This window comes from Azospirillum formosense, assembly GCF_040500525.1.
GTDB lineage: Bacteria > Pseudomonadota > Alphaproteobacteria > Azospirillales > Azospirillaceae > Azospirillum > Azospirillum formosense_A.
This window is the reverse complement of record NZ_CP159403.1, coordinates 1,437,480-1,457,500: the sequence shown is the minus strand read 5'-3', so window position 1 is coordinate 1,457,500 and position 20,021 is coordinate 1,437,480. Positions and strand designations below refer to the sequence as shown.

12 protein-coding genes, 1 rRNA gene and 1 pseudogene (1 of these 14 only partly in view) are annotated in these 20,021 nt (G+C 68.1%); 2 read left to right on the top strand and 12 right to left on the bottom strand.

Annotation, left to right across the window (positions count from 1 at the left end; all coding sequences use genetic code 11):
- A 23S ribosomal RNA gene (locus tag ABVN73_RS19770) occupies nucleotides 1–680 on the top strand (it extends 2,066 nt beyond the left edge of the window).
- A 137-nt stretch (nucleotides 681–817) separates the two neighbouring features.
- Here the strand turns inward: ABVN73_RS19770 and ABVN73_RS19765 are convergent.
- The 11 genes and pseudogenes from ABVN73_RS19765 to ABVN73_RS19715 all read right to left on the bottom strand — a co-directional run bounded on the left by ABVN73_RS19765 (nucleotide 818) and on the right by ABVN73_RS19715 (nucleotide 15,022).
- The gene (locus tag ABVN73_RS19765) at nucleotides 818–1,882 is read right to left on the bottom strand and encodes a GNAT family N-acetyltransferase (protein WP_353859946.1); all 1,065 of its coding nucleotides are present in this window, start codon (nucleotides 1,880–1,882) and stop codon (nucleotides 818–820) included.
- Nucleotides 1,883–1,920: 38 nt separating this feature from the next.
- Nucleotides 1,921–2,928, bottom strand: coding sequence for an NAD(+) synthase (gene nadE, locus ABVN73_RS19760; RefSeq protein WP_137141467.1), 1,008 nt, complete (start codon nucleotides 2,926–2,928; stop codon nucleotides 1,921–1,923).
- A gap of 93 nt (nucleotides 2,929–3,021) precedes the next feature.
- Nucleotides 3,022–5,040 carry an asparagine synthase (glutamine-hydrolyzing) gene (gene asnB / locus ABVN73_RS19755; RefSeq protein ID WP_353859945.1) on the bottom strand — a complete coding sequence of 673 codons (2,019 nt, stop codon included), beginning with the start codon at nucleotides 5,038–5,040 and terminating at the stop codon, nucleotides 3,022–3,024.
- A 55-nt stretch (nucleotides 5,041–5,095) separates the two neighbouring features.
- Entirely contained in the window at nucleotides 5,096–6,655 is a 1,560-nt protein-coding gene (locus ABVN73_RS19750) for a class I adenylate-forming enzyme family protein (RefSeq protein ID WP_353859944.1), read from the bottom strand.
- Between the two features lie 65 nt (nucleotides 6,656–6,720).
- The gene (locus tag ABVN73_RS19745) at nucleotides 6,721–7,017 is read right to left on the bottom strand and encodes an acyl carrier protein (RefSeq protein WP_353859943.1); all 297 of its coding nucleotides are present in this window, start codon (nucleotides 7,015–7,017) and stop codon (nucleotides 6,721–6,723) included.
- A 492-nt stretch (nucleotides 7,018–7,509) separates the two neighbouring features.
- Complete coding sequence (locus tag ABVN73_RS19740) at nucleotides 7,510–8,421, bottom strand: polysaccharide deacetylase family protein (protein ID WP_353859942.1); 912 nt, start codon at nucleotides 8,419–8,421, stop codon at nucleotides 7,510–7,512.
- 117 nt (nucleotides 8,422–8,538) lie between these two features.
- Nucleotides 8,539–9,684 (bottom strand): annotated as a pseudogene (locus ABVN73_RS19735) (glycosyltransferase family 4 protein); the annotation flags it as partial.
- Between the two features lie 62 nt (nucleotides 9,685–9,746).
- Nucleotides 9,747–10,940 (bottom strand): glycosyltransferase family 4 protein, encoded by a 1,194-nt coding sequence (locus ABVN73_RS19730; RefSeq protein ID WP_353859941.1) that lies wholly within the window; start codon nucleotides 10,938–10,940, stop codon nucleotides 9,747–9,749.
- Between the two features lie 22 nt (nucleotides 10,941–10,962).
- Nucleotides 10,963–11,895 (bottom strand): glycosyltransferase, encoded by a 933-nt coding sequence (locus ABVN73_RS19725; RefSeq protein WP_353859940.1) that lies wholly within the window; start codon nucleotides 11,893–11,895, stop codon nucleotides 10,963–10,965.
- A 61-nt stretch (nucleotides 11,896–11,956) separates the two neighbouring features.
- The gene (locus tag ABVN73_RS19720; RefSeq protein WP_353859939.1) at nucleotides 11,957–13,294 is read right to left on the bottom strand and encodes an O-antigen ligase family protein; all 1,338 of its coding nucleotides are present in this window, start codon (nucleotides 13,292–13,294) and stop codon (nucleotides 11,957–11,959) included.
- A 282-nt stretch (nucleotides 13,295–13,576) separates the two neighbouring features.
- Nucleotides 13,577–15,022, bottom strand: a complete 1,446-nt coding sequence (locus tag ABVN73_RS19715; protein WP_353859938.1) for an exopolysaccharide biosynthesis polyprenyl glycosylphosphotransferase — start codon at nucleotides 15,020–15,022, stop codon at nucleotides 13,577–13,579.
- Between the two features lie 849 nt (nucleotides 15,023–15,871).
- Between ABVN73_RS19715 and ABVN73_RS19710 the strand changes: the two genes are divergently transcribed.
- Nucleotides 15,872–17,353, top strand: coding sequence for an oligosaccharide flippase family protein (locus ABVN73_RS19710; protein WP_353859937.1), 1,482 nt, complete (start codon nucleotides 15,872–15,874; stop codon nucleotides 17,351–17,353).
- A gap of 76 nt (nucleotides 17,354–17,429) precedes the next feature.
- Here the strand turns inward: ABVN73_RS19710 and ABVN73_RS19705 are convergent, their stop codons facing one another.
- Nucleotides 17,430–19,916, bottom strand: a complete 2,487-nt coding sequence (locus tag ABVN73_RS19705) for a carbohydrate-binding domain-containing protein (RefSeq protein WP_353859936.1) — start codon at nucleotides 19,914–19,916, stop codon at nucleotides 17,430–17,432.
- Nucleotides 19,917–20,021 lie beyond the last annotated feature (105 nt).

The window sequence follows — 20,021 nt, the reverse complement described above, 5'->3', positions numbered from 1 at the left end:
GTTCATCCGGAGCCGGGACCCTGCATGGCGGGTAGTTTGACTGGGGCGGTCGCCTCCCAAAGTGTAACGGAGGCGCGCGATGGTGGGCTCAGAGCGGTCGGAAATCGCTCGTCGAGTGCAATGGCATAAGCCCGCCTGACTGCAAGACAGACAAGTCGAGCAGAGACGAAAGTCGGCCATAGTGATCCGGTGGTTCCATGTGGACGGGCCATCGCTCAACGGATAAAAGGTACGCCGGGGATAACAGGCTGATGACTCCCAAGAGTCCATATCGACGGAGTCGTTTGGCACCTCGATGTCGGCTCATCACATCCTGGGGCTGGAGCAGGTCCCAAGGGTTCGGCTGTTCGCCGATTAAAGTGGTACGTGAGCTGGGTTTAGAACGTCGTGAGACAGTTCGGTCCCTATCTGCCGTGGGTGTCGGAGTTTTGCGAGGATCTGTCCCTAGTACGAGAGGACCGGGATGGACATACCTCTGGTGCACCGGTTGTCACGCCAGTGGCATGGCCGGGTAGCTAAGTATGGACGGGATAACCGCTGAAAGCATCTAAGCGGGAAACCCACCTCTAAACCAGAACTCCCTTGAGAGCCGTGACAGACCATCACGTCGATAGGAGGCATGTGGACGGGCGGCAACGCCTGAAGCTGAGCCTTACTAATCGCTCGATCGGCTTGATCCTTCATGAACGTCGCGTGCAGCGGCAAACCGCTCATGCGCTCAGAGCATGCATCCTCATAGTCTCGACTTTACGCACGACCCATACGAAAAGGGCGCCCGCAACGATGCGGGCGCCCTTTTCGTGTTGAGCGAAATCGCTTATCCGCCGAGATCCTTGAAGCCCATGTCGCTGTCGGCGGCGGTGACGAACCAGTTCTTCGGGTCGCCGATCAGCGGTGTCAACTCCGGCCGGTCGGCCGCCGGACGGGCCATCATCCGGGTCGGCTGGCGCAGACCGTTCTTCAGGCACAGGAAACCCATCATCGACAGGGGACGGGCAGCCTGCGCGTTCAGCGTGCGGCAGACCAGGGCGGCCAGCCGGTCCCGCCGGGCGCGCTCGACCAACAGGGCGAAGGCGGGCATCAGCCAGCCCGGACGGGCCAGATAATCGCAGACCACCCCGACGCTCTCGCCGCGCCAGCGGTCCACCCGCAGCACCACATAGGCGACCACCGTCTCGCCGCGCATGACGAGGAAGCGGCGATGCCGTGCCGCGTTGGGGATCTTGTCGAAGCGCCACTGGAGATAGGCGTGGTCGCGACGCGCGGCGCAGAGATGCTGCGGCGCCGCGGCCTCCCACAGGCCGTCCATGCGCTCGTCGAAGCGGTCGACCTCGACCAGCCGGGCGCCGAAGGTCCGGGCGGCCGCGTGTCCGACCAGCGACGCGGCGCTCATCGCCGGCTTGCCGAGCCGCGCCATCAGGCGGGCCAGTCCGCCGTCATAGGGGCTGACGCGCAGGCAGCGCGGCGGGTCGATCACCCGCAGATAGGTCGGGACGTTTCCGAGATCGAGCCAGCCCGCCCGCTTGTAGGATTTGTAGGCCGCGTCGGTCATCGACAGGGAGACGCTCACCTCGCTGGCGGCGGCGTGGGTCTCCGAGAGGCCCGGTCCGACGCCACGCAGACGCCACTCCGGGGCGACCATCAGGTCGATCGCCCAGGAGGCGCGGCGCACCCGCTTCCCCACCTTCAGCGCGAAGGGAATGCCCGCCTGCTGGCCGACGATCCCCCCGTTCCGCTTGCAGACCCAGAGCTGCATCCCCTCCGGATCGGGGGTGGGCGGTTCCTCGAACAGCCAGTGGAAATGGGCGTCGTCCAGCAGCGGGGAGTCCGCGCCGAAGTGGTCGCGCTGGAAGGACTCCAGCGCGACGCGATCCTCGGACATGAACCGTTCCACACCCCGCTGAAGCCAGGGCATTGCGGTCATGCGTCGCTCCCATCCACCTCGACCGGCTGCACCAGCGCGGCGTTGCGCAGGATGCGGCCCGACGTGCGGCGCTTCAGGACGATGTCCTTGTAGACGCGACGGACCTGCTCGACCGACAGGTTGAGGGCGCGGGCCGCCTCGTCCTCCGGCACGCCACGGCCGTAGGCGCAGAGCGCCAGGTCCAGCTTGTCGTAGGGGATGGCGTAGTAGAACTCCTCCTGCGACTGCGGCAGGGTGTAGGTGTCGGTGCTCGGCGACTGGCTCTGGATGTCGTCGGGCAGGCCGAGATAGGCGGCCATCTGGTAGACCTGGGTCTTGAAGAGATGAGCGATCGGCTTCAGATCGGCCAGACCGTCGCCGCCGCGCACGAAGAAGCCCAGCTCATACTCCAGCCGGTTCGGCGTTCCGAGGACCGCGTAGTTCAGCCGGTCGGCGTGGGTGTATTCCATGGTCTTGCGGACGCGCTGCTTCAGGTTGGTGGCGGCGACCACCGACAGATAGACGTCCACCGGCATGCGGCTGGTCTGGCGGTCGCCCTCCGGCGATTCCACGGTCATGGTGAAGTAGTTGACGCGGTCGGCGTCGAGCAGGCCGGCGGCCAGGCCGATCTTCTGCTTCCAGCCCGGACCGTATTCCGGGAAAAGGCGGCGGATGGCGCTGTCGCGACGGTCGTAGCAGCCGAGCGCGGTCAGCGGCGCGGTGAGGTTCTCCATGATCGGCTCAATGCCCAGGCTCTCGCAGAGCAGGCGGCCGCGGCGGGTGCTGTCCGGCGAGGACTCCTTCTCCGGCATCAGGATCGCCAGGACGCGCTCCGGCCCAAGCGCGCGCACGGCCAGCGCCGCGCAGACTGAGCTGTCGATGCCGCCGGACACGCCGAGCACGATGCCCTGGCGCTTCAGGTCGTGGGCGACGGTGCGCTGGATGAACTGTTCGATCTCCCGGGCAGCGGCCGCGCAGTCGAGCGAGAGGGCGTTGGCGTCGAAGGGATGCAGGGCGTTCAGCATGGTGTCGGTTTTCCCGGTTGGCGTTGTTGCATCGACTGTGAGAGGGGGACTGTGGAAAGGACTGTGCCTTGGGGACCGCGCCGGTCCGCCGGATCAGGCGGCGGCGGCGCTGTCCAAATGCTCTTCGAGAATGTGGATGGGCGCGGCGTCCAGGCGGGCGCGGAGCGTCGAGGCCCGGCCCGGAAGCTCGTCCAGCACGTTCCGGGCGAGCATCTGGAGGGTGAGCACGCCGACCAGGGCCATCTCCTCACGCTCGCCGGCCATGCGGCCGTCGGTGCGGTGGGCCTTGGCGGCCAGCGCGGCGACGCCGGCGGCGTCGACCAGCCCGTAGCGGTTCAGCGCCTCCTCCGACAGCAGCTCCCGGACATAGGCCGGGGCTTGGGCGCCGAAGAGGGCGGTGGTCATCGGGGCGCGGTAGGGACGCTTCGGGCGGTGGAAGATCTCCGCCGGCAGCAGACGCGAGGCGACGCGGCGCAGAGCCAGCTTGTCGCGCAGCCCCAGCATCTTGACGCGGTCGGGCAGGGCGGCGCAGAGGTCGTCCACCTCCGGGTCAAGGAAGGGGTAGCGGACCTCGATGCTGTTGGCCATGGCCACCCGGTCGCCCTGGCTGGTCAGCAGGTAGGGCGACATGAAGGCGGCGATCTCCGTCCACTGGGTGCGGGCGAGCGGGCTCCAGCGCGACCAGCCGGCGGGCAGATGGGCGGCGACGGCCTCGTCGAAGGCCTGCGCGTTGGCGGCGGAGCGCACGTCCGGCGCCAGCAGGCGCTGGGTCCAGGCGGTGTTCTGCCAGCGGACGCGGTGGGCGTAGAAGGGATCGTCCGTCTCCGTCATGCCGCGCTTCCAGAAGGCCTGCCAGAGCGGGCTGTCCTTCTGGCCGCTGGTGGCGGCGTAGGGATGGATGCGGCTGAGCAGTTTCGGGCGCGCCGCGGACTGCGGCTGCCGCGCCCAGAAGCGGCGGACCTTGTCCTCCTTGAAGATGTCGTAGCCGGCCAGCCACTCGTCGGCGCCTTCGCCGGACAGCACGACGCGGATGCCGCTGTCGCGGACGAGGCGGGAGAGCAGGAACAGCGGCGCCGGGGCGGTGCGGACCAGCGGCGATTCGCCGTGCCAGATCACGTCGGGCAGCGCGGTCTGGATGTCCTCCGCCGTGCACAGGATGTCGTGATGCTCCGTCCCGACATGGCCGGCGACCAGCCGCTGCTGCAGCGTCTCGTCGAAGGCGTTGTCGGCGAAGCGCACACCGAAGCTGTGCATCTGCGTGGTGTCGAGCTTGCGGGCCAGCGCCGCGATCACCGAGCTGTCGAGCCCGCCGCTGATGTAGACGCCGACCGGCACGTCGGCGCGCAGCCGCAGGCGGATGGCGTCGAGCAGCTTCTCCTCCAGCCGGTCCGCCGCCTCGTCCAGCGTGATGCGGGACAAAGCGGGGTCGCCGGCCATGTCCGGCTCCCAATAGCGGGCCTCGTGCAGGCGCAGGTCGGCGTCGATGCGGATGGCGGTGGCCGGCGGCACGCTCTGCACCCCGGCGAAGACGCTGCCCTGGGGGGCGACGCTCCAGTGGGTGAAGACCTGGGCGAGGCGGGCGGCGTCGAAGCGCGGCTCGACGCGGCCGCCGCCGAACAGGGCCTTGGCCTCCGACGCGAAGGCGAGATGGTCGCCGCTGCGGGCGTAGAACAGCGGCAGGATGCCCAGCCGGTCGCGGACCAGCCACAGCTCGCGCTTCACCGCGTCCCACAGCCCGATGGCGAACTGGCCGTTCAGCTTGGCCCAGGCGGCGGGGCCGTACTCCTCGAAGGCGTGGACGATCACCTCGGTGTCGGTGCGGGTGTAGAAGCGGTGCCCGCGCGCCTCCAGGTCACGCCGCAGCTCGACGTGGTTGAAGATCTCGCCGTTGAAGGTGATCCAGAGGGTCCGCTCCTCGTTGTGGATCGGCTGGAAACCGCCGGCCAGGCCGACGATGCTGAGGCGCGCGTGGGCGAGCCCGATCCGACCGTCGCGGTAGAAGCCGTAGCCGTCCGGGCCGCGGTGGCCGATCATGGCGATCATGCGCTTCAGTTCGTCGAGTCCGGCGGGCTCGGCACGCGGCCCGGCGAGAACTCCGGCGACACCACACATCGCACGCTCTCCTGTGTGTCTTGATCCGGCGGGGGAAGGGATCGGCGGGAATGGGTTAGGCGGTTTCGGCGAGCGTCGCGCGCCTGATCTTGCCGGACTCGGTCTTCGGCAGCTCGTCGCGGATCTCGATGAACTTGGGCACCAGATGGCTTTCCAGGCGGCCCCGGCAGTGCTGGCGGATCGCCATCTCGGTCAGGGTGGCGCCGGGGCGGACGACCAGATAGGCCTTCACCGCCATGCCGTCGGCGGGGTCGGGCACGCCGAGGACGGCGGCCTCGACCACGGCTTCCAGCTCGTAGAGGGCGTTCTCGACCTCCTTGGGGCTGACCTTCTCGCCGCGGCACTTGAACACGTCGTCCTTGCGGCTGACGAAGTAGAGGCAGCCGTCGGCGTCCATGGTGAAGAGGTCGCCGGTGTAGAGCAGGGTCTCGCCCTGCGGCCCGCTGCGCAGGCGCTTGGCGGTTTCCTCAGGGCGGTTCCAGTAGCCGCGCATCACGTTGGCGCCGCGGACCACCAGCTCGCCGACCTCGCCGGGGGCGGCGCGGTTGCCCAGCTCGTCCACCACATAGGCTTCGCAGTTGGGAATGGCCCGGCCCACCGAGGCGGTCTTGGTGGCGAGGTCGCGCGGGTCGAGATAGCAGATGCGGGTGCAGCATTCCGTCATGCCGTACATCGAGTAGAAGGCGGCATCCGGGAAGCGCTCGCGCAGGCGGTCGATGTGGGCGGTCGGCAGCGGGGCCGCCGCGTTGGTCAGGTAGCGCAGGGAGGACAGGTCGGCGGTCTTCAGCGCCTCCATCCCCAGCAGCGTGGAGAAGAAGGTCGGCACGCCGGGCAGGCCGGTGATGCGGTGCTTCACCATGCGCGCCAGCGTTTCCGCCGGAAAGGCGAAGGAGCGTTCCAGAACCACCGTGAAGCCGACGCGCGCCCCGGTCAGGATCTGCGACAGGCCGTACCCGAAGGTCAGCGGCAGGACGCACATCACGACGTCGTCGGGCGTGTTCTCCAGATAGGTGGAGATCGACCAGGTGGTGTTCACCAGCGCGGCGTGGCTGAGCATCACGCCCTTGGGCCGCCCGGTGGTTCCCGAGGTGTAGAGGATGGCGGCCAGATCCTGATCGATCAGGCCGCGGTCCTGCGGTTTGGTGCGTCCGGACGGCGCGTCCGGATGGGCGGCCACGATGTCCGTGAAGGAGAGCCCGCCGGCCCCGGCCGGCACGGCGGGCCCAACCCACAGCGTGGTAGCGAGGTGAGGCGCCTCGCCAGCCGCCGGCACAACCTGCCGGGCGAGCGCGGCGGGCGCGATCAGCGCCCGCACGCCGGCGTCGGTCAGGATATAGGCCAGCTTGTCCGCCTTGGTGGACGGGTTGACGGGGACATAGACGGCCCCGGCCTTCAGCGCGCCGAACAGGCCCGCGACATACTCGATCGAGTTCTCCAGCATGACCGCCACGCGGTCGCCGCGCACCACCCCGGCGGACTGGAGCGCGCAGGCGACGGCGTCGCTCTGGCGGTCCAGCTCGGCGAAGGTGACGGCGTTCTCCCCCGCGATCAGCGCGGTGTGGTGCGGCCGGCTTGCGGCGGTCTCGCTGAGGAACTGATGAAGCAGGTGCGCCATGACGCTGTTCCCTTGCCTGGCTTCGGTGACTGTTCCGATGACCCGTTCCGTCCTGGCGGAAAGGATCAGGCCGCGTCCTTCAGGGTCCGCTTGCGCTCGACGTAGGCGGCGATGCGGCTGACCGACTCGAGGTTGTCGGCGACCATGTCCTCGTCCTCGACGATGATGCCGAAGTGCTCCTCGAGGAAGGCCACGACGTGCATGATGCCGGTGGAGTCGATGATGCCGGTCTCCAGCAGGGATTCGGCGTTGTCGAAGCCGGAGTCGCTGCCGAGCAGGAAGTTCTCCACGATGAAGGCGCGGATCTCCTGGGTGGCGGGTGCGCTCAGGGTCGTCGTATCGGTGGTGATGGCGGTCCGCATGTCGCTGGCAACTCCTGTGGGTGTGGTCGTCGATCCTTGGCCGGCAGATCGGGACGGAGGGTCGGCTTCGTTGGGGTTAATCCAAAGGGCCGATCCGTTCCTTTCGGTGCTACCGCCTCGTTGCGTGGGATCGGGAAAGGGATTTCCCGTTCCTTGCAGCGAGGTTCTGGCAACGCCGCCGAGTACGTCATTCTTTATTGCATTCGAATGCGGTGTTTTCGAGAGTGCAAAGGATGATCGGACGGTGAAGACAGTGGCTAACCACTCAGGGTCATTGCAATTGAGCAGGGAATACCTTCTCGTACTCTTGGGGAACCTTCTCTGACTTGCGGCGTAGGCGGGCCTATCGCTCTCGTCATGGTTGCTGAGGGGGCGTGCGAGCCCCTGCCCCGACCCTCTCCCCGCTTGCAGGGGAGGAAGAATCACGTCCCCTCCCCTGCGTGAGCGGGGGAGGGCTAGGGTGGGGGCTCGGATGCGTGCACGCTTTTCGGCTCACGCCGCCGGCAGCGGATCGCCGTGCGTCGGAGTGGGGGCCGGCGCGACGCCGCCGTTCTTGCGCTTGCGCAGCCAGGCCGGAATGCCGGTCACCTGCACCGACAGCCAGTCGACCGAGGCGTCGTCGGAAATCGGCACGGCGTGCAGGCGCAGCGGGTCGGTCTTCGGGCCGTTCCAGCCCGGATCGATGGTGCGCGCGGTGCGGTAGCCGGCCTGCCGGATGATCGCCACCTCGCGCTCGCTGAAATCGCCGTTGGGGAAGGCGAAATGACGGCAGGGCAGGCCGGTCGCCTCCTCCAGCTCGGTCTTGCACAGCGCGATCTCCTCGGCGCAGCGCTGGTCGTCGCATTGCAGGAGGATCGGGTGTGTGCGGGTGTGGGCGCCGTAATCGGTGACGGCGGCCAGTTGCCGGACCTCGTCCCAGGTCAGCGACTGGCGGTCGGCGCCGTCCCGGTCGGGATCGTCCCCGGCCTCGGCGAGGCGGCGGCGGCGTTCCGGGTCGGGGAGGCGCTTCAGGGTCTCGGCGCCGATTCGCGCGGCGGCGGCGGTCTTCCACCAATAGGGGCGGGCGGTGCCGACCACGCGGCTGCACAGGTAGATGGTCGGGCGCACCCCGAATTCCCTGAACAGGGAGTCCAGGCGGGCGTTGTTGCGGTGGCCGTCGTCGAAGGTCACGACAAGCGGATAGGGCGGCAGGTCACCCCACCGCCCGCTTTCCAGCGCATCGGCCACCGCGTCCAGCGTGGTGAAACTGTAGCGTTCGGCGTACCAGGCGAGATGCGCGCGCATCACCTCCGGGTCCGGGTCGTGATACACGACGATGGTCACGTTTCGGCGCGCGAACAGATTTCGGAACAGGGCACCGACTCCCGTCCAGCGCACGATTCCGGCCGCGATGGCTTGCTTCATGGGGATTGGACCTCTGCTGTGTGTCCGGTCCTTTGTTCACGGCTGGCGAGGCGGTTGCGGACCGGTTGAAAGGCAGGACGGGCCCGGTGCTGGACCGGGCCCGGAAGAGCGGGAACCTCAGCCGGAGCGCGCCCGGCGTGGGCCGATGGACGCCGCGGGCGCCGGCTCGGACATCCAGCCGCGGGCGTTGCGGCGGTAGATCTCGACGATCCGCTCCCGGTAGACGGCGATGTCGAACTGCCGTTCGAAGCGGCGCCGGGCGCCCTGGCCCAACCGGCGGCGCAGCTCCGCGTCGTCGATCACGCGGGCCAGCGCCTCGGCCAGGGCCGCCCGGTCGCCCGGCGGCACCAGCAGGCCGGTCTCCTCGTCGGCGATGGCGTCGCCGACGCTGCCGACCGGGGTGGCGACGATGGTCAGGCCGTTGGCCATGGCCTCCAGCACCGACATCGGCAGCCCCTCGAACATCGAGGGCTGGACCAGCACATGGGCCTGCACGAGCTCCTTGCGGCAGCCGGTCTGGTCGAGCCAGCCGGTGAAGCGCACGCGCTCCTCAAGCCCCAGGGCCTTGGCCTGGGCGCGGTAGGTCTCCAGGTCGCCGTCGCCGGCGATGGTCAGTTGCCAGGAGCGGCTGCGGCAGGCCTCCGACGCCAACGCGTCGAGCAGCACGTCGATGCCCTTCAGCTTGATCAGGCGGCCGAGGAACAGCAGGCGCACCGGCCCGTCCTCCGCGCGCTCCGGGATCGTCTCCGGCCCCGGCACGGCGTTGTGCAGCAGGGTGACGCGGCGCACGGCGGGGAAGGTCGTGACCACCCAGTTGCGCCAGTACTCGCCCAGCACCACCACCTCGCTGGTCATTTCCATCATGTGGCGGATGGCCCAGCGGGACAGCGGCTTCGCGTCCTCGTAATGCTTGGGGAATCGGCCCCCGTGCAGATGCAGGACGACCGGCACCCGGAACAGCGAGGCCATGGCGACGATCAGCCCCTTGCGCAGGACGCTGCCATACTCCGCCATGTGGATGTGCACGAGCTGGGCCTTGCCGGTCGCGAAGCAGCCGAACAGGCGCAGCAGCGCGGCGGCGAAATAGAAAGGCATCAGATGGAATTTCGCGTTCGGCCCGTAGCTGTCGATCACCTCGAACTTCACGTCGGGGCGGTTCTCCCGCAGGTCCGTCGTGAAGTTGTCGACGATTCGCCCCATGCCGCCCTTTTCGAGCGTGCCGCCGGGTGAAACGATGTAGATCATATCCGCTCCTGACTGTCGCGCTCCCCTCGCGAAGCTTCAGGGAGGAAGGAATTAAAGGACCCCGCGGAAAAAATGGGTTCTTACTGTCGGCCCGCGCGGGTCAGCGATGGCTTGGCCGCCGCGGCGTCGGGCAGCGCTCCCAATGAGGGGCGCCGGACGGCGTCGGGGCGGTTCAGCTCCGCGTAAATGTCCTGAAGGCTGCGGCCATAGGACTCGATGACGAATTTCTCCAGGAACAGCCGCCGCCCCTCCGCCGACAGCCGCGCGTAGAGCGCCGGCCGGGCGGCGAGGTCGCGGATCGCCTGGGCCAGCGCCTCCGGGTCGTTGACCGGGACGATGCGCGCCGTCTCCCCGTCGGTCAGCACCTCCGGGATCGAGCCGACCGGGGTGGTGACGACCGGCATGCCGGTGGACAGCGCCTCCAGGATCACCATGGGCAACCCCTCGTGGGTCGAGGGCAGCAGCAGCATGTCGTGGTCGCGCAGATGGGCGTGCGCCTGCTCGCGGGAGATCCAGCCCTCGAACCGGCATTCGCCGTCCACGCCCAGCTCCGCCGCCATGCGGCGGTAGCCCTCGACGTCGCCGCCGCCGCCGATGGTCACGCGGAAGCGGAACCCCCGGTCCTTCAGCAGCCGGCAGGAGCGCAGCAGCGTGCCGATGCCCTTGCGTTCCGACAGGTTGGCGAGCACCAGGAGCGACACGATCGCCCCTTCCGGCGGCGCGGCGCGGACCGGCAGGTCGGCGCCGATGTCCGGCACGGCGTTGTACAGCACGCGCACCTTGTGCGGGTCCGTCCCGACCGACTGCACCAGGAAGTTCCGCCAGCTCTCGCCCAGCACCAGCGCGATGCCGCAGCGGTCGAACAGCCAGCGGCTGATCGCGCGGGACACCGGTCCCTTGTCGAAATACTCCATGAAGGACGCGCCGTGCAGATGCACCACCGTGGGGCAGGAGAACAGCCCGGCGAAGAGCTGGACCACCGCCTTGCGCCAGACGCTGGCGTTCTCGGATACGTTGATGTGCACGACCGACGGGCGGTGCCGCAGCATCAGGGCGCCCAGCCGCGCCAGCGTGCCGGCCAGATAGACCGGCGACAGCAGGGCGCTGCCGGTGCCGCGGGTGTCGAGCACCACGGTGTCCGGGGCGGCTGGGTTGTTCCGGAAGGCGTCGACGATGTAGCCCGTCATCCGCCCGATCCCCCCGCCGCCGTCCAGCGCACCGGGGGTGGCGAAGACAATGCAGGCGCGGGACGCCTTCTTTCGCCGGAAACCCATGTCCATCAAACCCATTCTGACCTCACGCCGCGCCGGGAGCCGAGAAGATGGCCTGACGCAGCCGGCGCCGCAGCCCGACCGGCATCAGCGAATGCATCAGGAAGGTGGTCAGCGCCATCGGTGTCGGCGCGCCGTCGCGCAGCGCCGATTTCAGGATGCGCTTGCGCACCGCGGGTGTGCGCGCCGCCTGCTCGCCGCCGGTGGCCTGCAGCAGCAGGCTGGCGTAGGCGCGGGGCGACAGCTTGGGCCGCACCGACTCCGCCCAGTTCAGGGCCATGTCGATGTTGTGGCAGGTGGACAGGGTGATGCGGTCGGATTCGGTGTAGTGGATCGCCAGCACCTCGGGCACCGTCACCAGGGCGCAGCCTTCGATCTGCCCGCAGGAGATCAGCCACTCCCAGTCGTCGAAGGCCGACTTCGGGATCGGCTGGCGTTGGAGCAGCGCCTTCGGGGCGAGCAGGGTGGTGGTGGGGGCGAAGGTCTCGCCCTTGAACAGCCCGTGGCGGACGAACAGGTAGTCGCCGATCCGGTCCCGCGGGGTGCACAGACGCCGCGGCCATTCGAAGTCGCCGCGGGCGGTCACCACCTTGCAGCGGCAGCTCATGATCGGGTAGCGCACGCCGGGCGGGCGGGCGGCCATCTGCAGGGCGATCTTGCCCGGCATCCATTCGTCGTCGTCGTCGAGGAAGGCGATCCAGGCCCCCTTCGCGCGCTCCACGCCCAGGTTGCGGGCGCCGGCGGCGCCGCGGTTCTGTTCCAGCGCGATCACGGTCAGCCGCGGATCGCCGAACGCCCTCAGACGCTCCTCGGTGACGGGGTCGGGGCCGTCGATGACGACGACGACTTCGAGCGGGGCGTAGGTCTGGGCCAGAGCGCTTTCCACGGCCCGCGCGACCATGTCCGGCCGGTTGCGGGTGGGGATGACGACGGTGACCATCTCTTGCGAGGGCGTCATGACACTACCTTCTGTCGCGACGGAGATTTCGGGGGGTGGAACATGCGGCGGCCTCCGTCCGTCAGCCGGGCCGGGCCGGACCGCTCCAGCCGGCGGCCGATGGCCCGCCGTAGGAGGTTCCGTAGGGGGAGGAGCTGGCGAAGCCGGCGTGGGCGGCCTGCTGCTGGTTCTGCATCCGGGCCTGCATCTTCGCCCAGCGGCGGCGCTGCACGAGCCGCGTCACCGCGATCACCAGCACGATCCAGTTCAGGGAATGGCGCTCCAGGAACACGCTCTCCGACACCGAGATCAGCAGCAGGGCGCAGCCGACGGTGAAGATCCAGGCGGGCTCGGCGCGGTTCTCGCTGTAGCGGATGGCGCCGAAGCCCTGGATCAGCAGACGGCCCATCAGCATCGCCGTCAGGATCACGCCGGGCAGGCCGAGGTCGAGCCACGCCTCCATCCACCCGTTGTGGGCGGAGTTGATGCCCCAGCCCTGGGTGAAGGTGCTGCCCGGACCGTAGGCCCCGTACCAGTAGGCGCCGTAGCCCCAGCCGAGCAGGAAGCGGTCCTGGATCGACATCAGCGTGTGTTCCCACAGCACCGTGCGTCCGGTCAGCGTCGGGTCGCGGCCCAGCATGTAGAGGATGTCGTGCCAGAAGGTCGTGCCGCTGGTGACGCCGACCACCGCGACCAGCAGGACGAAGGCCATGGCCGGCGCGAAGCTGCGGATGCCGCCGCGCACGAAGCCGCTGGCCAGCAGCAGGCCGGCGACCAGGATCGAGGTCACCAGGCCGGTGCCCGACCGGCTCATCACGATCAGCAGCAGGGCCATCAGCAGCAGCGGGCGGACCACCCAGCGCTTGCCCTCGCGCGTCCAGTCGAGCCAAAGCAGGCAGAGCACCAGCCAGACCATCATGCGGCCCGTCACGTTCTTCTGCCAGAAGATGCCCTTCCAGGCGCCGACATGCTGCTCGTGGTCGAGCCCGACCGCCGGCATGGCGAAGACCGAGGCGTAGGACAGCACCATCAGGATCGACAGGCCCGTCGCCAGCATCCGGACGATCTCCGGGAAGGTGTAGCGCAGGGCGAGATAGACGGCGAAGGCGGTGGTGAACAGGAAGGCCACCGCGCGGCGCAGCGTCACGTCCGGGTAGATCGACCACAGGGCCGACAGGAAGGCCAGCGCCACGATCAGCGACACCGCCGGGCTTCCCGTCGGGATGCGGAAGGCCAGGCTGGGCCGCAGCGCGATCAGGCCCAGGATCATGACGTAGACGGCCATGAAGTAGATCACCGCGCCCGGCGCGTCCGGATCGGTCGTGCCGCCGCCGGTCAGCAGCGCAGGGAGCACCGACCCGCCGAACGAGACGATGCAGAAGACGGTGATGCTCTTTTCCAGAACTTCGAGGACTTTCATGGGGCCGCTGTTCCGGTGAAAAGGGCTGCTATGGCAGTGAACGCCCATGGCGGGCGCACCGCATCGTTTTCTGAAGATGCCAACCCGATGCCCGGACCTGTAGCCGGGCGGAGGCATTAGGCCTAAGGAGGCCGTCCCCATCGGGGCTACCTCCGGTTGGGCCGCCCACCCCGATCTTGCGGGTTCCGCAGGGCATATGCGGCGCCGGCGCGGGGCCGGCCCCAGAAAAGGGAAGGCCCCTCTCCCGGGTGGGAAGAGGGGCCTGGATGGAGCGGCGCGGGGTCAAGACCCTTCGCCCTTGAGGACGATCACCGCGGTCTTGCACAGGATGTAGAAGTCGAACAGCAGGCCGCAGTTGCGGACGTAGAAGACGTCCATGGCGACGCGCTCCTGGAAGGTGGTGCGGTGGCGCCCCGACACCTGCCAGTAGCCGGTCAGGCCCGGACGGACGGAGCCGATGACCTCGGCCGAGGCGCCGACCTCCGGCAGTTCCTTGGGCATGTAGGCGCGCGGGCCGATCAGGCTCATGTCGCCCATCAGGATGTTGACCAGCTGCGGCAGCTCGTCGAGCGAGGTCTTGCGCAGGAAGCGGCCGACCGGGGTGATGCGCGGGTCGTAGGTCAGCTTGTGGTAGGTCATGTACTCTTCGCGCATCTTCGGATCGTTCTCCAGCAGGCGCTGGAGATGCTCCTCCGCGTTGACGTGCATCGAGCGGAACTTCAGCACGTCGAAGGTCTTGTCGCCGCCGGCCCAGCGCTTCTGGCGGAACATCACCGGACCGGGGCTGTCCAGGCGGATCGCCGCGGCGATGCCCAGCATCAGCGGAGCCACCGCCACCAGCAGGATGGCCGACAGCAGGATGTCGAGCGCGCGGCGGATGCGCAGGTAGCTGGTCGGCGGGCGGACCGAGACGCGCAGGGCCAGCGAGCCGTGCAGGTTGTGATAGGTGGCGTCGACGGCGCTGACGTTGCCCTCGCCCAGCAGGCAATAGACCTGCTTGAAGGGCAGCCGGCCGACCAACGTCGTCAGGTCCGCGCCATGGCGCCCGATGTCGGCGACGATGGCGGCCTGGGCCTGCTGGGCGTAGGCCGGGGACTTGGCGAGCAGGTCGGTCGAGCCGACCACCGGCAGATTGGCGACGCGGGTCTGCCACAGCGTGTCGTCGTCGTCGAAGAAGCAGACCGGCCGCATCCCCAGCCAGGGCAGGCGCTGCAGCTTCTCGGCGATGGCGGCACCCTGCGGGCCGGCGCCGACGATCACCACCGGGGTGCGCCAGTTCAGCGCGCTGGCCATCAGCCCGTGCACCAGCAGCAGATCGGCGGCGTAGGTGATCGCGAAGCCGATCAGGGCGACCGACAGCGCCTCCACGAAGAAGGAGCGGAAGCCGTCCATGACGATGAAGGGAACGGCCAGCACGGCGACCGACAGCAGGGCCGCCTGGAAGGTGCGGCGGGTGCGCTCCAGATAATCGAAGCGGCCCAGCGAATAAATTCCGAAAACCGATTTCACCAGCGGCACCAGCATGAGGCCGGTGACCAGGGCGCGCTGCGACAGGTCCGCCTCCGCGGTCATGGCGTCGCTACCGAACAACTGGATGAGCGTCCAGCCGAGCAGGGCGAGCATGAAGCCGTCGGACAGCGCCAACAGCAGCCCGGGCCCCACCGTCGGCATGGCCGTCTTCTTCACCGGGGCCAGATTGATGACCGCTTCTGGGTCGAGTTTGCTCATCGCAGGTCCCATTTATGTGTGAAACGGAATGTCATCCGCCTCGCGCCTGACCTAACGCGCCGCAGCGTAAGACGGTCTCTCATCAGCTTTTTCTTTGAGTCTTTCTGTGTTCCGAAAGACACACAAATATCAGCGCGTGCCTTGCCTCTGTGCAGACAGATCAGGAGGTTGCGCTGTTCTCCACGAATTAGGATAAAGGCCGCCGTCAATCAACAAATCACAAGAGGCCTCCTCCGCCAGCGGCGATACCCCTTACATCCAGAGTGGATTCCCTTGGGTGAGTGTGAAGAGATTAAGGAAAGCGGGTGACTTCGTCCGGGTCATCCGGATCGGTGGCGCCGCTGCCACCGCCGCTCACCGGCTACTCCTTTCCTTCCCGCAAATTGGGGGTATTCGGGGGATGGTCCCGGTCCCCTATGGTCGGGTGCGCCGACGGGCGGCGGTGGATTTCCCCCAGGTTGGCCTCCCCGACCCGCCGAGGCGGAGGCACGGACGTATCCCATAAGAAGCCTTCGGGCGATTCCGGATGAGCTGGCGTCTCCAACGCCCCGTTGATCGCGCCGGGGCGCCCTCGCAGGCTGGGTCGGTTGTCCTCCGGGTCTTGGCCCCACCCTAAATTCTCCCCCGCTGACGCAGGGGAGGGGACCGCCGCCGCTCCGCGACCGTCTCCCTCCCCTGCGCAGCGGGGGAGGGACGGGGTGGGGGCGCAGGTTGCCATCGGGATAAGTCCGAAGAGGACGACGACGGCACCAACGCGAAATTGAAACGTCCCGGTCCGGTTCCAATCATCGGAATTGCGTTCGCGGGTGCGGCACCGCCGCCCCACCGGAGTTCTAGGCGGAGTTCCTGATGGCGTCCGAAGCAGCGACGATCTTGAAACACGGTTGGCTGTTCATGCTGGCCAACGTGGTGAACCGGGCTGCCGGGCTTCTGCTCCTGCCGCTCTACACCCGGCTTCTCAGCCCTTCCGAATTCGGCGTCTACGCGCTGGTGGTGGTGGTCGCCGACCTGCTGGCGGTCATGCTGATGATCGGCATGAACAACGCCTTCACCGCCGTTTATTTCGAACACGCGGAGGAGGGCGACCGGCGGCGCGTCGCCAGCACCTGCCTGCTGGCGGTGGTCGGCACCTCGGTGGCAATGGTCGGGCTGGCCTGGCCGCTGGGCATGGCGGGAAGCTGGGCGATGTTCGGCGACACCGGCCACGCGGCGGTGATGGCGATCGCGCTGGCCGGCGTCGCCCTGACCACCCTGTTCGAGCTGGCGCTGGCCTATTACCGGGCGCGCAAGCGGTCGGGCCTGTGCCTGCTGGTGTCGCTGGCCAAGGTCGTCGCCCTGCTCGCCTTCAACCTGCTGTTCCTGTGGGCGCTCGGCCTCGGGGTGGAGGGCATCTTCCTGGCGAACGGCGCGTCCTTCTTGGCGCTCGGCCTCCTGCTGGTGGTGGCGATCCTGAAGGACACCGGCTTCTCCTTCTCCTTCCCGATCCTGAAGCGGGTGGCGGCGCTGGGGCTGCCCTACGCGCCGCAGTCGCTGCTCGACATCGCCAACAACTTCGTCTCGCGCTGGCTGCTGAACATCCTGCTGTCCACGGCGGCGGTGGGCCTGTTCGCCTTCGGGATGCGGCTGTCGCAGATCCTCTTCATGTTCCTGACCGCCTCCTTCCTGCAGATCTGGTCGGTCAGCCGGCTGGAGGCGCAGCATGGCGCCGCGGACCATGGCCAGGCGGATTTCGTCTTCCACCTGTTCGTCGTGCTGCTGACCGGGGCCGGGCTGGGGCTGGCGCTGACCGCGCCGGAAATCCTCTGGCTGATCGCGTCGGCCGACTACACGCCGGTGCTGACCAGCATGCCCTTCCTGGTGCTGGCCTATGTGCTGCACGGCGTCCGGATGAATCCGGAGGTGGCGATCCTGAAGGCCAAGCGCGTCGGCGTGCTTCCCTGGATCTCGGCGGCCAGCCTCGCGGTGGGATCGGCGCTGGCCCTGGCGCTGGTCTGGCAGTGGGGCCTGCTCGGCGCCGCGCTGGCCAACCTCGGGCGCGAGGTCTTCCAGATCGTCCTGACCGAGACGGTGCGCCGCCGCATCTGCCGCGACGAGGTGCCGCTGAACGCCGTGCGGATCGGCTGGATCCTGGTGCCGGCGGCCTTCGCCTACGCGGCGGGCTGGTACCTGTTCGGCACCGCGGTCGACCCGGCCTTCACCGCCGAGAAGGTGCTGCTGGTGCTGATGTTTCTGGCGACGGCGGTGTTCGGTCCGGGCATGGGTTCGGCGGGCCGGGCGATGCTGGGCAAGCTGCTGCTGGGCCGCGTCCGCCGCCTGCAGTCGGCGTCCTGACGGCGCGTGCCCTCGAAACGGAAAGGGCCGGCGGATCGCTCCGCCGGCCCTTCCCTGTGGTCCGCTTGCGCGGTCGTTACGCGGCCTGATGCTCGAGCATCAGGTTCACGGCGTCCACCGTCATCATGTGCGTGAAGTCGACCGACGACAGGTCGAGCGCGGACTGCACGCCCACCGACTGCACCGTCGCCGTGTCCTGCGCCAGGCTGTGGGCCAGAAGGTCCGCCGACAGGGCCTGGGCGGTGCCCGGCGGGTTGATGGTGCCCACGCCGGTCCCGTCGGCGATGGTCGCCTGCGTCGGGTTGGAGAGCTTCAGGTTGAAGGTCTCGACGCCCTCGGCGACATCGTCGCTCAGCACCTTGACGGCGACCGTCTTGGTGGTCTCGCCGGCGGCGAAGGTCAGCTTGCCGCTGGTCGCCAGATAGTCCGAACCGGCCTTGGCCGTGCCGTCCGCCGTGGCGTAGTCCACCGTCACCGTCTGGTTGTAGGCCTGGGACAGCTTCACCGTGAACACCGCGTCGGTGGTGACCGGGCTGGCGGCGGTGCTGCTGTACAGGCCGGGCTTGATGGCGTTGTACTTGTTGTAGTCCACCTTCCAGCTGTCGTTCATGATGCCGCCGGTGTCGCCCGAACCGGGGCTCCAGGCCCAGTAGGTCCAGCTCGCCCCCTGGTCGCCCGCGGCGAGGTCGATCTTGCCGTCACCGTTCCAGTCGCCGTTCATGTACTGGATCAGCTTGGGCATCCACGCCTTGTCGATGGCGGTTTCCATGCGGCTGCCGAACTCGCCGACCAGGATCGGGGTCTCGTCGTTCTGGATGAAGTGGCCCCACATCTGGTCCCACTTCGCCGGCATGTTGTTCGGGAAGTTGTTGGCCTTGAACCAGTCCATCATGTAGAGCGACGGGCCGTAGTCGTGGACCGAGTAGACCAGCTTGCCCGGCTCGTTGAACTTGACCTCGTAGTTCTTCTCGCCCAGCAGGTTGCCGCCCCACCAGTACCACTGGTTCTGGTAGGTCTCGATGCCCTCGACGATCAGCAGCCAATCCTTGTTGACCGACTGGATGGCGTTGCCGATGCGCTCCGCGGCGCGGGCCCAGTCGTTCGGGCCGCCGTCGCCCCAGGTGGCCGGGTTGTGCGGCTCGTTGTGCAGGTCGGCGCCGATGACGGCGTCGTTGCCCTTGTAACGGGTCGCCAGCATCTTCCAGTTTTCGATCATCTTCGATTCCGGGTACTGGCTGGTGTACCAGAGCCCGTTCTCGTTGGCCGACGCGCCGTCGCCGGAGCGGTGGTGGTCGAGGATGATCTTCATGCCGATCTTGTCGGCGTAGTCGATGATCTTGTCGAAGACCTCCAGCGAGGTCTTGCCGCGCAGGTCGGGGTTCTTCGAATAGTCGATGCCGGTCGGCATGCGGCCGTTGTCGAGCATCGCGTCGGAGTAGGGCAGGCGGATGGTGTTGAAGCCCAGATCCTTCATCTGGTTCATGTGGCTCTGGTAGCTGTCCATCCACAGCCCCTGCGGCGCGAAGGCGTAGCCCTCGGCCCCGAACCAGTTCACGCCGGTCAGCTTCACGGCCTTGCCGCTGCTGTCCATGATCTGGCCGCCCTCGGTGTGCAGGAAGCCCGGCGCGATGCCGGTGGTCTTGCCGGTCGGCTCGGTCACCGAGACGTCGCTGACCGACAGGGTCGGCTTGGTCGGGGTGGGGGCCGGCGGGGTGGTCGGCGTGGTGGGGTTGGTCGGGTTGGCGGCGCCGGGGAAGAAGCTCTTGTCGGCGTCGACGACCAGCGTGCCGTTCCACCACATGCCGGACTGGCCCTTGACCACGTCCTTGCCGTCGAGCGCGCCCTTGTCATAGGTGACGATGCTGTCGGTGGGCATGACCGACTTGCCGTTGATGGTGATCTTGTTGACCAGCAGGTTGCGGTCCTGGCCGTTGATCGTGGCGTCGTTGTCGTACTGGATCTGGACCTTGTGCGCCTGATCCGCCGTGGCGTTGATCGAGAAGGCGTAGTCCTTGGCCGACGCGCCGGCCATGCCCTCGCCGACCTTCTTGCCGTCGATCAGCAGGTTGAAATGCGCGTTGACGCCGGCCGCGGCGTTGCCCTGCAGGTTCAGGATGACCTGGGTGTTGCCGGCGGGGGCCGGCGGCGTCGGGACCGGGAAATAGTCCTTGGTCAGCGCGAAATCGAGCGAACCGTCCCACCACATGCCTTCCTGGCCGGGAATCACGTCCTTGCCGTCGGAGGCGCCGCGGTCGTAGCTGACCAGCGAGCTGGTGGAGGCGACGGACTTGCCGTTCACTTCCAGCGACTTGACGAGCAGATTGCGGTCCTGCCCGTTCACGTAGCCATCGTTGAAGTAGACGATCTGCAGCTTGTGAGCCTGGTCCGGAGCGACCTGGGCCTTGAAGGTGTAACGGCCGGCGCTGGTCGAGCTGACCGTCGCCTGGCCGAGGTTGACACCATCCAGGAGCAGCCGGAACTGCGGCCAGATCCCGCCGGCAGCCTGCCCCGAGGCGTTGACGACGAAGGTCGTGTCGACGAGACCCGTGGTGGTCGTTGCCATTGGAAGTAACCTCTCTCCATTTTCGGTGGAGCAAAGGTGCGGGCCAAATGGTTAACGAGGTATTTCGGATTTTAGGGAAATGCTGCTCAAAAGCCACGATTGGCT

What these genes read in the sequence shown, in the direction of transcription:
- ABVN73_RS19765 (WP_353859946.1), bottom strand. Translation starts at nt 1,882, where the DNA reads ATGTCCGAGGATCGCGTCGCGCTGGAGTCCTTCCAGCGCGACCACTTC.
- nadE (WP_137141467.1), bottom strand. Translation starts at nt 2,928, where the DNA reads ATGCTGAACGCCCTGCATCCCTTCGACGCCAACGCCCTCTCGCTCGAC.
- asnB (WP_353859945.1), bottom strand. Translation starts at nt 5,040, where the DNA reads ATGTGTGGTGTCGCCGGAGTTCTCGCCGGGCCGCGTGCCGAGCCCGCC.
- ABVN73_RS19750 (WP_353859944.1), bottom strand. Translation starts at nt 6,655, where the DNA reads ATGGCGCACCTGCTTCATCAGTTCCTCAGCGAGACCGCCGCAAGCCGG.
- ABVN73_RS19745 (WP_353859943.1), bottom strand. Translation starts at nt 7,017, where the DNA reads ATGCGGACCGCCATCACCACCGATACGACGACCCTGAGCGCACCCGCC.
- ABVN73_RS19740 (WP_353859942.1), bottom strand. Translation starts at nt 8,421, where the DNA reads ATGAAGCAAGCCATCGCGGCCGGAATCGTGCGCTGGACGGGAGTCGGT.
- ABVN73_RS19730 (WP_353859941.1), bottom strand. Translation starts at nt 10,940, where the DNA reads ATGGGTTTCCGGCGAAAGAAGGCGTCCCGCGCCTGCATTGTCTTCGCC.
- ABVN73_RS19725 (WP_353859940.1), bottom strand. Translation starts at nt 11,895, where the DNA reads ATGACGCCCTCGCAAGAGATGGTCACCGTCGTCATCCCCACCCGCAAC.
- ABVN73_RS19720 (WP_353859939.1), bottom strand. Translation starts at nt 13,294, where the DNA reads ATGAAAGTCCTCGAAGTTCTGGAAAAGAGCATCACCGTCTTCTGCATC.
- ABVN73_RS19715 (WP_353859938.1), bottom strand. Translation starts at nt 15,022, where the DNA reads ATGAGCAAACTCGACCCAGAAGCGGTCATCAATCTGGCCCCGGTGAAG.
- ABVN73_RS19710 (WP_353859937.1), top strand. Translation starts at nt 15,872, where the DNA reads ATGGCGTCCGAAGCAGCGACGATCTTGAAACACGGTTGGCTGTTCATG.
- ABVN73_RS19705 (WP_353859936.1), bottom strand. Translation starts at nt 19,916, where the DNA reads ATGGCAACGACCACCACGGGTCTCGTCGACACGACCTTCGTCGTCAAC.